This window comes from Rhodococcus sp. NPDC058639 (assembly GCF_042717545.1).
GTDB lineage: Bacteria > Actinomycetota > Actinomycetes > Mycobacteriales > Mycobacteriaceae > Rhodococcus.
Map to the genome: position 1 here is coordinate 221,808 of NZ_JBHXRF010000009.1, position 11,800 is coordinate 233,607.

11 protein-coding genes are annotated in these 11,800 nt (G+C 66.8%); 2 read left to right on the forward strand and 9 right to left on the reverse strand.

The genetic code is table 11. The features are described from left to right. Window positions 1-107 precede the first annotated feature (107 nt). Window positions 108-938, forward strand: coding sequence for a formate dehydrogenase accessory sulfurtransferase FdhD (gene fdhD, locus ACFWU2_RS19035; RefSeq protein ID WP_378609424.1), 831 nt, complete (start codon window positions 108-110; stop codon window positions 936-938). A 24-nt stretch (window positions 939-962) separates the two neighbouring features. On the opposite strand, the gene ACFWU2_RS19040 is transcribed toward fdhD, so the two are convergent. The 6 genes from ACFWU2_RS19040 to ACFWU2_RS19065 all read right to left on the reverse strand — a co-directional run bounded on the left by ACFWU2_RS19040 (window position 963) and on the right by ACFWU2_RS19065 (window position 7,462). Then, window positions 963-1,751, reverse strand: coding sequence for an SDR family NAD(P)-dependent oxidoreductase (locus tag ACFWU2_RS19040; RefSeq protein WP_378609427.1), 789 nt, complete (start codon window positions 1,749-1,751; stop codon window positions 963-965). A 42-nt stretch (window positions 1,752-1,793) separates the two neighbouring features. Continuing rightward, a complete protein-coding gene (locus ACFWU2_RS19045) occupies window positions 1,794-2,450 on the reverse strand; it encodes a PaaI family thioesterase (protein ID WP_378609430.1) in 657 nt (218 codons plus the stop codon). Continuing rightward, complete coding sequence (locus ACFWU2_RS19050) at window positions 2,447-3,316, reverse strand: MaoC/PaaZ C-terminal domain-containing protein (RefSeq protein ID WP_378609433.1); 870 nt, start codon at window positions 3,314-3,316, stop codon at window positions 2,447-2,449. The genes ACFWU2_RS19045 and ACFWU2_RS19050 overlap by 4 nt, the downstream gene beginning before the upstream one ends. Window positions 3,317-3,323: 7 nt before the next feature. Beyond that, on the reverse strand, window positions 3,324-5,513 hold the full coding sequence (locus ACFWU2_RS19055) for an acyl-CoA dehydrogenase (protein WP_378609436.1): 2,190 nt from the start codon (window positions 5,511-5,513) through the stop codon (window positions 3,324-3,326). A 30-nt stretch (window positions 5,514-5,543) separates the two neighbouring features. Continuing rightward, complete coding sequence (locus ACFWU2_RS19060; protein ID WP_378609439.1) at window positions 5,544-6,707, reverse strand: steroid 3-ketoacyl-CoA thiolase; 1,164 nt, start codon at window positions 6,705-6,707, stop codon at window positions 5,544-5,546. Window positions 6,708-6,844: 137 nt separating this feature from the next. Next, window positions 6,845-7,462: a TetR family transcriptional regulator gene (locus ACFWU2_RS19065; protein WP_378609442.1), complete on the reverse strand. Its 618-nt coding sequence runs from the start codon at window positions 7,460-7,462 to the stop codon at window positions 6,845-6,847. A 378-nt stretch (window positions 7,463-7,840) separates the two neighbouring features. On the opposite strand from ACFWU2_RS19065, the gene ACFWU2_RS19070 reads away from it, so the two are divergent. After that, window positions 7,841-8,761 carry a 3-oxoacyl-ACP reductase gene (locus ACFWU2_RS19070; RefSeq protein ID WP_378609444.1) on the forward strand — a complete coding sequence of 307 codons (921 nt, stop codon included), beginning with the start codon at window positions 7,841-7,843 and terminating at the stop codon, window positions 8,759-8,761. Window positions 8,762-8,831: 70 nt separating this feature from the next. Here ACFWU2_RS19070 and clpX read toward each other — a convergent pair whose 3' ends face one another. The 3 genes from clpX to ACFWU2_RS19085 all read right to left on the reverse strand — a co-directional run bounded on the left by clpX (window position 8,832) and on the right by ACFWU2_RS19085 (window position 11,677). Next, complete coding sequence (clpX, locus tag ACFWU2_RS19075; RefSeq protein ID WP_378609447.1) at window positions 8,832-10,109, reverse strand: ATP-dependent Clp protease ATP-binding subunit ClpX; 1,278 nt, start codon at window positions 10,107-10,109, stop codon at window positions 8,832-8,834. A 227-nt stretch (window positions 10,110-10,336) separates the two neighbouring features. Continuing rightward, the gene (locus ACFWU2_RS19080) at window positions 10,337-10,999 is read right to left on the reverse strand and encodes an ATP-dependent Clp protease proteolytic subunit (protein WP_378609474.1); all 663 of its coding nucleotides are present in this window, start codon (window positions 10,997-10,999) and stop codon (window positions 10,337-10,339) included. Between the two features lie 51 nt (window positions 11,000-11,050). After that, a complete protein-coding gene (locus ACFWU2_RS19085; RefSeq protein ID WP_169620475.1) occupies window positions 11,051-11,677 on the reverse strand; it encodes an ATP-dependent Clp protease proteolytic subunit in 627 nt (208 codons plus the stop codon). Window positions 11,678-11,800: the final 123 nt, after the last annotated feature.

Below are 11,800 nucleotides of genomic sequence, written 5' to 3' on the forward strand. Positions count from 1 at the left end.
AACCGAAGGCCTGACGCACGACCCGCGGACATGACTTCGAACAGCACTGCCAGCACTGCGACGACAGAGGTGCCGGAGTTCCCGGCACCGGCACCCGGAGGTGAACGATGGGACGTGTGACCGCCCGTCGACCCGTTCTTCGCATCACTGCCGACCGGGTGTCGCGGCGACCCGACACCCTCGCCGTCGAGGAACCGCTCGAGATACGACTCGGCGGCGACGCGCTGACCGTCACGATGCGGACCCCTGGACACGACATCGATCTGGTGCACGGATTTCTCCTGGCCGAAGGAATGATCGGACGGCGCGAGGACGTGGCCGCGGTCCGGTACTGCAACGGGGTAGACGAGAACGGCGCCAACACCTACAACGTCCTCGACGTCGCGCTGGCCCCCGGGGTCACGGTCGGCGAGGGGGTCGGCCGACGCTCCTTCGCGACCACCTCGGCGTGCGGCGTGTGCGGCAAGGAGTCGCTGGATCAGGTGCGCACGCGTACCCGCTTTCCGCTCACCGACGCGGAGTCACCCATGCTCGCGGCCGCGACCCTCACGACGATGCCCGACACCCTGCGCGGGAAGCAGCAGGTGTTCGCCTCCACCGGCGGCCTGCACGCCGCGGCGCTGTTCACTCCGGACGGCGAACTACTCGCTGTGCGTGAGGACGTCGGCCGGCACAACGCCGTCGACAAGGTGCTCGGCTGGGCCCTCACCGACGACCGGGTCCCGCTCTCCGACAGCGTGCTCATGGTGAGCGGGCGCGCGTCGTTCGAACTCGTCCAGAAAGCGGTCATGGCCGGGGTGCCGATGCTCGCGGCGGTCTCGGCACCGTCGTCCCTCGCGGTGGACCTTGCCGCCGAGTCGGGACTGACGCTCGTCGGTTTTCTTCGCGGCGACACGATGAACGTCTACACCGCGACCGAGCGCATCAAGGTCGATTGACGAGTTCGGTACCGGACAGACGACCTAGTCCACGTTCGGCGCCCACTGCACACCGTTGATGTGGCTGCCGCCGTCGACGAACAGCGTGTTGCCGGTCAGGTAGCGGGAGTCGTCGCTCGCGAGGAACGCCGCGACGGTGCCGATGTCGTCGAGTGGGTCACCGATCCGGCCCATCGGGTTCGCCGCGGCCTGGGTCGCTGCCATCTGCGGATCGGCCTCCGCAACCCGCCGGTATGCCGCACTTTGCGCGCCGGGGCATATGACGTTGCAACACACCTGTTTCGGCGCCCACTCACGCGCAGCGGTGCGAGTCATGCTGCGTAGCGCCTCCTTCGCGGCGTTGTACGCCACCGAGTACATGTGCGCGTTGACGCCGTTGAGACTGCACATGTTGATCACCCGCCCGGTTCCGTGCCGGGCCAACTCCGGGTATGCGCGCTGCATCGCCCAGAACGCGGCCATCACGCCCATGTCGAAGCCGGCCTGCATGCTGTCCTCCGGCGTCTTCTCCATTCGCGCGAAACCCAGTGAACGCCAAGCATTGTTGACCAGGATGTCGAGGCGGCCGAACTCCCGGACGGCCGTGTCCACCATGGCGTGCACCTGCTCACGGTCGGTGACGTCTGTGCGGACGAACTCCGCACGGACACCCCACCGTTCAGTGAGCAGGCGTGCGGTGTCGGCACCCGCCTCCGCGTCCACCTCGGCGACCAGGAGGGTCGCGCCTTCGCGCGCCAGCGCGCCCGCGACACCGCGGCCGATGCCCATGCCCGCTCCGGTGACGACTGCCACCCGTCCGTCCAGCTTCCCCATGCCGCTTCCTTCCAGATCTGTGATGTCGGTCTGTCGCTGCCGTCAGCGGGGACGGGGAACGGTCTTGTCGATGAAAAGTGCCTCCACGGAGACACATACGGCGCCGTCCGCGGTCTTGATCTCCCCGACCGTCTCGATCTTGCGACCGTCCTGCCGAACCAGCCGGCCGGTCACGGTCAGCGGTTCGAACAACGGGGTGGGGCGGTGGTACCTGACGTTGAGTTGCGCGGTCGCCCCGCTGCGTCCTGCCCAGGCATTCGCGACGCCGAGGGTGTGGTCGATGAGCAGCGCCGAGACACCGCCGTGCACGTGGCCGGGCGGACCCTGATACGGGAATGTCAGCGTGACAACCCCTTCCACCGATCCGTCCGCACGACCGGCGAGCACCAACGGCGGCGCCAGCGCATTCTCCGGCCCGGTGACGGGATCGTGCCGGGTGACACCCTCCCCGTGCCACATGTCGATCAGCCGCTCCTGCACTTCCGGGGCGTGCTCCTCGAGATGCTCGGCGATGTTGTCGAGCTCCTCCGCGACCCGCTCGAGATTCGCGTTGGTGCGATCGGTGCGCAGAAGTGCGTCCACCACGCGCCGAGCGGCGGCAGTGGCCCGATCGACGGCGGTGTCCTGCGGGGCCGACGTCAGAATCGTGCCGTCGGGCGCATTCCCGACGGTGGGGTGGACGTTCGGATCGACTCTCATCGGATCTCCATCGTGGCGTGGGTGAGCACCGGTTGCCCGTCGCGCTCGGGGCAGGTCGCGAGCACGGTGAGGGTGTCGCCGTCGCGCCACACCGCGGTCTCGATCGTCTCTCCGGGGTACAACGATCCGGCGAACCGCACCGAGAACGTCCGGACACGGGTGGGGTCTCCGTCGAGCACGCCGTCGACCACCGCCTTGCAGACGATGCCGTACGAGGCGAGCCCGTGCAGGATCGGCCGGTCGAAACCTGCCATCTTCGCGAATGCCGGGTCCGCGTGCAGAGGGTTCATGTCGGCACTGAGCCGGTACACCAGTGCCTGCTGCGTACTCGTCGGGGACACGAGGACCTTGTCCGCGCTCCGCTCCGGCACTGCGTTCGACGTATCAGGCCCGGCATCGCCACCGAAGCCGCCCTCGCCTCGCGCCCAGATCTGCATCGCTGTGGTCCACAACGGGTTTCCACCGGAGTCCTGCGCGGACTGCTCGAGCACGATCACCGCCGCTTTGCCCTTGTCCCACACGTCGGCGACACGCGACGAGATCGTCGCGGCGCCCGAGACCGGGATGGGGGCGTGCACGGTGAGGGACTGCCCGCCGTGAAGGATCTTGCGCAGGTCGATGTCGATTCCCGGCAGATTCAACCCGGCGGGTGTGACCGCGCCGGCCGAGACTCCTTGTCCCGCAACCATGGCGAATGTGGGAAGGACCCGCAGGTTCTTCTCGTAGACCCATCCCAGCTCGGCCGGGTCCAGCGAGTCGACACCCGCACCCAGACCGAGGTGGTAGAGGATCACGTCCCGCTCGGTCCAGCCGGCTTCGCGGACCGTGGGGGTGGCCGTCAGTGCGGCGTTCACGTCGATAGGCATGGTGCGTTCACTTTCCGGGTTCGGGATCGCGGGGCAGCCCGAGGATCCGCTCGCCGATGATGTTGAGCTGGACGTTCGTCGTACCCCCGGCAATGGACATGCACTGCACGTTGAGGAACATGTGCGTTGCGGACGAGCGATCCTGCTCACCGACCAGCGAGGCGGGACCGGCCCAGTCCATCGCGAGTTCCCAGACCTGCTGGATGTGTTCGACACCCATCAGCTTGGAGACCGACGACTCGGCACCCGGTTGGCCACCGCTCAAGGAGCGAATGGCGGCGCGCAGCCCCATCAGGCCACCGGACTGCGCGTCGCTCAGCACCTTGCCGAGGACGGTGAGCTGCTCGTCGTCCGGTCCTCCGGGCGCGTTCTCCGCCAGTGCAAGCAAGGCCTCGCCGCCCGCCCCGAACGTGGAGTCGTGCGAGAGGGACACCCGCTCGTTGGAGAGGGTGGTGCGTGCGAGCTTCCACCCGTCGCCGGGCTCACCGACCAGGCATTCGTCGGGCACGAACACGTCGTCGAAGAATACTTCGTTGAACAGTGCTTCACCGGTGATCTCCCGCAACGGCCGGATGTCGAGACCTTCGGTGTTCTTGATGTCGATCAGGAAGTAGGACAGACCCTTGTGCTTGGGTGCGGCCACGTCGGTGCGGGCGAGGCAGATGCCCCAGTCCGCGACCCGCGCCATCGATGTCCATACTTTCTGCCCGTTCAGCTTCCAGCCGCCGTCGACTTTGACGGCCTTGGTGGACAGGGACGCGAGGTCGGAGCCGGCACCGGGCTCGGAGAAGAGCTGGCACCACACGAGGTCGCCGCGCAACGACTGCGGGACGAACCGTTCGATCTGCTCGGCGTTGCCGTGCGCGATCAGTGTCGGTACCACCCAGTTGCCGATGATCATGTCGTGTGGTGTGAGCTTTGCTGCGCGCAACTCCTCGGCGATGACGAGTTGTGTGACGGCGTCGGCAGCCTTGCCCCACGGCTCGGGAAGGTGCGGTGTGGTGTAGCCCTTCTCCGCCAGATACGCCTTCTGCTTCACATCGTCGAGCAGGGTGGCAGGCTCGAGTTCGGCGCGGACGTCCGCTCGGATCTGCTCCGCCTCGGGTGGAAGTTCGACGGTGAGCACCCGGCGGGCACCTTCGCGCGTGAGAGCAGTCACCCGGCGACGCCAGGAAGCCGTGGAACCCAGCAGGATTCGCAGAGACTGAGCGCGCCGCATGTAGAGGTGGGCGGGGTGTTCCCAGGTGTAACCGATACCGCCGAGAACCTGGATGCAGCTCTTGGTGACCTGGAATGCCGCTTCCGGGGCGACGGACGCAGCGACGGCTACGGCGAGCGAGGCCTCGCCGGCAGAGATGTCCTCGCCCAGTGCGCGAGTGGCATCCCACGTCGTGACGCGGGCTTGCTCGGTGTGACAGAGCATTCGTGCGACGGTGTGCTTGACGCCTTGGAACTGGCCGATGACACGGCCGAACTGCCGGCGCACCCGCGCGTAGTCCGCCGCGGTGGTGGTGGCCCAGTCCGCGAGGCCGGCCGCCTCGGCTGCGAACAACGTTGCGGCGATGTCGAGTACCCGGTCGGGGTCCACGGTCAGCACGTCACCGTCGGCGAGGACAAGCCCGTCCGCGGTGATCTCGGCGTTGCGCCGCACCACGTCGTAGCTCGGCAGGTCCGTGACGCCGATGCGGTCACGAGCGACCACCACGAAGGCGCGCTCGCCGTCGTCGTCGGCGGCGAGCAGGAACACGTCGGCCACCTGGCCCCCGAGCACGACGCCCGATGTGCCGGACAAGCTGACCGAGCCTCCGTCGCGAACGATGCGCAGCCGGCCGGGCTGCAGCGACACCGCACCGAAGAGTGCACCGTTCGCCAGTCCCTCGAGTTCTGCTCGACGCCCCGACTCGTTCAGCACCGCGGACGTGATCACCGTCGGGAGGAACGGGCCGGGCACCATGGCGCGGCCCAATTCCTCGGCGACAACAGCGGTTTCGAGATAACCGAAGCCGGCGCCGCCGACGTCTTCCGGCAGATGCAGTCCCAGCATGCCGAGGTCGGCGAACGAACCCCAGAAGGACGGCCGGGTTTCTGCCTCGGCGTCGACAGCCGCGCGGATCACCTCGGGCGTCGCGTGTCGTGCTGCCCAGCCGCGTACGGAATCGCGAAGCTCGCGGTCCTCGTCACTCAATCCCAAAGTCATGAACGGGTCCCTTGATAGAAGATCACGGCGTCAGATGCGCTCGATGACGGTGGCGGTGGACAGTGCACCGCCTGCGCACATCGTGATCAGGGCCGTCGAGCGATTCGACCGCTCGAGCTCGTGCAGAGCACTGGTGATCAGTCGCGCTCCGGTGGAGCCGACCGGATGCCCGAGGGCGATGGCACCGCCGTTGACGTTGACCTTGCTCATGTCGGCCTTGTGCACCTGCGCCCAGGACAGCACGACCGAGGCGAATGCTTCGTTGATCTCGACGAGGTCGATGTCCGACAACGACATTCCGGTGCGGTCGAGTACCGCCCGGGTGGAGTCGATCGGTCCGTCGAGGTGGTAGTACGGGTCCGAGCCCACCAGGGTGGACGCAAGGATCCGGGCGCGTGGCCGCAACCCCGCCTCCCGTGCTTTGTCCTCGCTCATCAGCAGGACGGCGGCGGCACCGTCGCTGACCTGTGAGGAGTTGCCAGCGGTGTGAATGCCACCCTCGATCACGGGCTTCAAGCCCGCGAGGGCGTCTGCGGAGGTGTCGCGGAGACCGCCGTCGCGCGTCACGGTGGCGACCTCACCGGTGGATTCCCCGTCCTTGGTCACGACCGGTGCGTCGACCGGAACGATTTCACGGTCGAATCGTCCTTCGGCCCACGCGTTCGCGGCGCGACGCTGCGACTCCAGCCCGAAGGCGTCGACATCGGCGCGCGTGATGCCACGGTTGGCGGCGATCCGCTCCGCCGAGGTGAACTGGTCGCCCATGTCGATCGACCAGTCCGCCGGGTACGGGTTACCCGTGCCGGGTGCGTTGGCCTGCCCGAGGAAAACTCGGCTCATCACTTCGACGCCGCAGCCGATACCGGCGTCGATCTGCCCGGACGCGATCAGTCCCGCCACCATGTGCACCGCCTGTTGCGACGAACCGCACGCGCAGTCGATGGTGGTGGCGGCAGCCGTGTACGGGAGGCCGGCGTGCAGCCACGCCTGCCGGGTGACGTTGTTGGACTGTTCCCCCGCCTGCGTGACCGCGCCACCGACCAGCTGGCCGATCTGCCCGGCGGGGAGTCCGGTGCGGTCCAGCACTGCTTTCTGGGCGGCGCCCAGAAGCACTGCGGGGTGCACTCCGGCCAGCTGCCCGCGGCGGCGGCCGATCGGCGTACGTGCGGCCTCGACGATGACGACGTTGCTCATGCCACTCCTGAAGTGTCGGCGTTTCTGAAATTTATTCTATTTCTGTCGCCGGCCGGAGTTCCGGACTTGTCCCGCCAAGCGGGACTCGCAGTACGAGAGGAGGCTTTCTCGGGTGCCGCCGCAGCTCATCCGTTCGATCAGTGCCGGCCCACCGACAGATCCACCAGGAGCAGGTCGCAGGCGACGCGCAGGTCGGACTCGACTTCCGGGATGGAGGTCCGGCCGTTGAGTGCCCCCTGGACGAGACCGAACCACAGGGCGACCACCAGCCGCACCACCGTCGCGTCTCGCACCGTGGGCTCGGAGATACCCGCCGCCGCGAGGAGCAGTCGATCGAAGTGCTGATCGATTTTCGCGACATCGGGAATGGTGGCGGCATTCGACGACGATGCGGACCTGATCATGGCGTTCGCCAGCAGCGGCGTACGCACCAGCGCCCGGGTCGCCTGCAGCAACGCCTGGTAGACGGCATCGGACGGTGAGGCCGGAGCAGTGGGACGCCGGGACAGCTGGAGGCCCATGCGGTCGATCTGGTCGACCATCACCGCGACGAACAAGTGGGTCTTGGACGGGAAATAGCGGTAGAGCGTACCGATCGCGACCCCTGCCGCCTTGGCGACGTCCTGCATTTGTACGCGCTCGAGTTCTTTGTCCCCCGCCAGTCGTGCCGCAGCCGTCAGGATCCGGTCGTATCGCGCGTGCTGTTCCGTCGAGCTGGGCTCCGCCGCGTCGCGTGCCGCCCCGATCCTGGGCATCTCGAGTCCCCCTTCGTTCGCCTCGGACGAAGCAGAGCGTAGATCCTCCCCCCTACCGAACCGGGCGGTTCGGGTACCGGTCAGTGAGATCTCGCACCTCCTCGCCTCCACCGAAGCGACAGGAATGGAATCCGAACCCACTGGGCACGAACGCTTTTCGCCCGTTGTCAGTGCTCGGGTGGCGATGTGCGTCAGTCGAGGCCGTCCCTGCCCCGACAATGCACCACCGGCGACAGAACCCCCGGCAGCAGCAGCCGCGCCACTCCCGCCCAGTGAGACCGCGCCACCCCTCTGGACCGACCTGCGGACCAAACTAGAATGAATATCAATTTTCCGAGCCTCCATCTCGGGGCGGAAACGACAACGGGAGACGAACGCATGGGTGAAACAGTCGGTTTGGCCGGTCGCACCGCGGTAGTAACAGGCGCCGGAGCCGGGCTCGGCCGGGCCGAGGCACTCGCGCTCGCCGCCGCCGGTGCCGCGGTCGTCGTCAACGATATGGGCGCAGCGGCCCACGATGTCGCGGACGAGATCACCGCCGCCGGCGGGCAGGCGATCGCGATGACCGGTGACGTCTCCGACTGGTCGCTCGGTGGCCGCCTCGTCGAGGAGTCGATCAAGGCATTCGGTTCCTTCGACATCCTGGTCAACAACGCGGGAATCCTGCGCGACAAGATGATCTTCAACCTGACCGAATCCGACTGGGACGATGTGATCCGCGTACACCTCAAGGGTCACGCCGCCACCTCGCACGCTGCTGCGGTGCACTGGCGCCAGGCCTCCAAGGAGAAGGGCGGACCGGTCTACGGCCGGGTCGTCAACACCTCGTCGGAGGCATTCCTCTTCGGTTCCGCCGGACAGCCCAACTACTCCGCCGCGAAGGCCGGCATCACCGCCCTGACGTTGTCGACCGCGCAGGGCCTGGCCCGCTACGGCGTCACCGCCAATGCCATCTGCCCCCGCGCCCGCACCGCGATGACCGCCGAGGCGTTCGGTGAGGCCGACGCGACCACCGGCCTCGACCCGCTCGCTCCCGAACGCGTCGGCACCCTGGTCAGTTACCTGGCCTCCCCCGCCTCCGCGGAGATCACCGGACAGGTATTCGTCGTGTACGGCAAGATGGTCGCGCTGATGGCGTCACCGAAGGTCGAGAATCGTTTCGACGCCGACGGTTCCGCATTCACCGTGGAAGAACTCGATCAACAGCTGACGCCGTACTTCACCGGTCGTGGGCAGTACGAGACCTACGCCGCGTACAGCATCGCGGAACTGGAAAAGGCCGCCCTCGCGGTCGAGTGACCACGGGCCCCCGAACAGACTCCGGCCCCGGCAATTTCTGCCGGGGCCGGAATCGATGGTCGTAGGAGCGTCAGGCCGACTTCTCGCGGCGCTCACGATCGGTCTTGCGCGGGACGATCGTCGGAAGCACGTTGTCGGTGACCGTCTCGGCGGTGACCACGACTTTCTCGACGTCGTCGCGGCTGGGGATGTCGTACATCACGGGCAGGAGGACTTCCTCCATGATGGCGCGCAGACCGCGAGCGCCCGTACCCCGCAGGATTGCCTGGTCCGCTATCGCCTCGAGGCCGTCCTGCGAGAATTCGAGTTCGACCCCGTCCATCTCGAACAGGCGGACGTACTGCTTGACGAGTGCGTTCTTCGGCTCCGACAGGATCTCGACGAGCGATTCCTTGTCGAGATTCGTCACAGACGCCACGATCGGCAGACGGCCGATGAACTCCGGGATCAGACCGAACTTGATGAGGTCCTCGGGCATGACGTCGGCGAAGTGATCGGTGGTGTCGATCTCGGCCTTCGAGCGCACCTCGGCACCGAACCCGATGCCGCGCTTGCCGATCCGATCGGAGACGATCCGCTCGAGTCCCGCGAACGCGCCGGCGACGATGAACAGCACATTCGTGGTGTCGATCTGGATGAATTCCTGGTGCGGATGCTTGCGCCCACCCTGTGGCGGCACCGAAGCCTGAGTGCCTTCGAGAATCTTCAGCAGGGCTTGCTGCACTCCTTCACCCGACACGTCGCGCGTGATGGACGGGTTCTCGCTCTTGCGGGCGATCTTGTCGACCTCGTCGATGTAGATGATGCCGGTCTCGGCGCGCTTGACGTCGTAGTCCGCTGCCTGGATCAGCTTGAGGAGGATGTTCTCGACATCCTCGCCGACATATCCCGCCTCGGTGAGAGCGGTGGCATCGGCGATCGCGAACGGCACGTTGAGCATCTTCGCCAGGGTCTGCGCGAGGTACGTCTTGCCGCAGCCGGTGGGCCCGAGCAGCAGAATGTTGGACTTGGCCAGTTCGACGGTCTCACCACGAGCGTCGCGGGCCTTGTCGCCGGCCTGGATCCGCTTGTAGTGGTTGTAGACCGCAACGGCGAGCGTCCGCTTGGCGGAGTCCTGGCCGATGACGTAATTGTCGAGGAAGTCCCGGATCTCGGCAGGCTTGGGTAGCTCGTCGAGCTTGACCTCGCTGGTTTCGGCGAGTTCTTCCTCGATGATCTCGTTGCAGAGGTCGATGCACTCGTCGCAGATGTAGACACCGGGACCCGCAATGAGCTTCTTGACCTGCTTCTGGCTCTTTCCGCAGAACGAGCACTTCAGCAGATCTCCGCCGTCACCGATACGTGCCATCTGTCAGGTCCCTACTTCCTCGTGTGCGTGCAACTGCTGCCGCGTTCTCGTTGCGCGCCGGCCCGGGGAACGGGCCGTTGGCTCGACCGTACCCGGAGTCCGGCAGTCGGGTCGACCGCTTCTCGGCGTTTCCGGCCATATTTATATGCCCTGCACATGGTGCCGATCACAATTGCACATCGGCCCGGCCCGGACCACGAGACACGCGGTCGGGCCGGGCCGTTCGGCTACTTCTGTGCGGAGAGCTTCCGGTATTCCAGGACGTTGTCGATCAATCCGTATTCGACGGCCTCCGCGGCGGTCAGGATCTTGTCACGATCGGTGTCCTTGCGGATCTGATCCGGGTCCTTGCCGGTGTGCCGCGCGAGCGTCGTCTCCATGAGGCGCCGCATCCGCTCGATCTCCGCGGCCTGGATCTCGAGGTCCGAGACCTGGCCCTGGATTCCGCCGGTCGAGGGCTGGTGGATGAGCACACGCGCGTTGGGCAGCGCGAGGCGCTTACCCGGCGTGCCGGCAGCGAGGAGCACAGCCGCTGCCGACGCGGCCTGCCCGAGGCACACCGTGGTGATGTCGGCGCGGACGTACTGCATCGTGTCGTAGATGGCCATCAGCGAGGTGAACGAGCCACCGGGCGAGTTGATGTACATCGTGATGTCGCGGTCCGGATCGAGGGACTCGAGCACCAGCAGCTGCGCCATGACGTCATTGGCCGACGCATCGTCGACCTGCACGCCGAGGAAGATGATGCGTTCCTCGAACAGCTTGTTGTACGGGTTGGATTCCTTGACGCCGTAGCTCGAGTGCTCGATGAACGAGGGCAGGATGTAGCGGCTCGCCGGGGAAGCCGGAGCTTGGCCGCCGAGCTGGCGCGGATCGAACATGTTGGTCATCGCTTCTCCAAGAATTCGTGGGGCGTGGAGCGGGTCGGTGGATCCCGGGGATCAGTTGCCGGTGCCGCCGGCCTGCTGGGCCCGTGCGACGACATGGTCGACGAAGCCGTACTCGAGTGCTTCCTTGGCCGTGAACCACCGGTCGCGGTCGGAGTCCGCGGTGATCTGCTCGACGCTCTGCCCGGTGTGCTCCGCGATGAGTTCCGCCATCTCGCGCTTGGTGTGCGCGAACTGCTCCGCCATGATCGCGATGTCGCTCGCGGTGCCGCCGATTCCTGCGGACGGCTGGTGCATCATGATCCGCGCGTGCGGAAGCGCGTAACGCTTGCCCTTGGTACCGGCCGCCAACAGGAACTGGCCCATCGACGCAGCCAGACCCATCGCGAACGTCGCAACGTCGCACTCGACGAATTTCATCGTGTCGTAGATCGCCATACCCGCGGTGACCGAACCACCCGGGGAGTTGATGTACAGCGAGATGTCGCGGTTGGGGTCCTCCGCGGACAGCAGGAGGATCTGCGCGCAGAGCTTGTTGGCGATGTCGTCGTCGACCTGGGTGCCGAGGAAGATGATCCGCTCGCGGAGCAGGCGTTCGTACACCGAGTCGCTGAGATTGAGCCCAGCGGTGGCCGAGGTCATCGTCGGACCGATGGATGTCGCCGGATTCTGATGAGTCACGGGTACCTGCCTTCTCGTCAATCGTGGATTGCTGACACTGACACTAACCAAGAGGGGCGGGGGGGGGGGGCCGGGGGGGGGCCGCGGGGGCCCCCCCCCCGCACCGGTGGGGGCGAGCGTGTC

What these genes read in the sequence shown, in the direction of transcription:
- fdhD (WP_378609424.1), top strand. Translation starts at nt 108, where the DNA reads ATGGGACGTGTGACCGCCCGTCGACCCGTTCTTCGCATCACTGCCGAC.
- ACFWU2_RS19055 (WP_378609436.1), bottom strand. Translation starts at nt 5,513, where the DNA reads ATGACTTTGGGATTGAGTGACGAGGACCGCGAGCTTCGCGATTCCGTA.
- ACFWU2_RS19040 (WP_378609427.1), bottom strand. Translation starts at nt 1,751, where the DNA reads ATGGGGAAGCTGGACGGACGGGTGGCAGTCGTCACCGGAGCGGGCATG.
- ACFWU2_RS19050 (WP_378609433.1), bottom strand. Translation starts at nt 3,316, where the DNA reads ATGCCTATCGACGTGAACGCCGCACTGACGGCCACCCCCACGGTCCGC.
- clpX (WP_378609447.1), bottom strand. Translation starts at nt 10,109, where the DNA reads ATGGCACGTATCGGTGACGGCGGAGATCTGCTGAAGTGCTCGTTCTGC.
- ACFWU2_RS19045 (WP_378609430.1), bottom strand. Translation starts at nt 2,450, where the DNA reads ATGAGAGTCGATCCGAACGTCCACCCCACCGTCGGGAATGCGCCCGAC.
- ACFWU2_RS19065 (WP_378609442.1), bottom strand. Translation starts at nt 7,462, where the DNA reads ATGCCCAGGATCGGGGCGGCACGCGACGCGGCGGAGCCCAGCTCGACG.
- ACFWU2_RS19080 (WP_378609474.1), bottom strand. Translation starts at nt 10,999, where the DNA reads ATGACCAACATGTTCGATCCGCGCCAGCTCGGCGGCCAAGCTCCGGCT.
- ACFWU2_RS19070 (WP_378609444.1), top strand. Translation starts at nt 7,841, where the DNA reads ATGGGTGAAACAGTCGGTTTGGCCGGTCGCACCGCGGTAGTAACAGGC.
- ACFWU2_RS19060 (WP_378609439.1), bottom strand. Translation starts at nt 6,707, where the DNA reads ATGAGCAACGTCGTCATCGTCGAGGCCGCACGTACGCCGATCGGCCGC.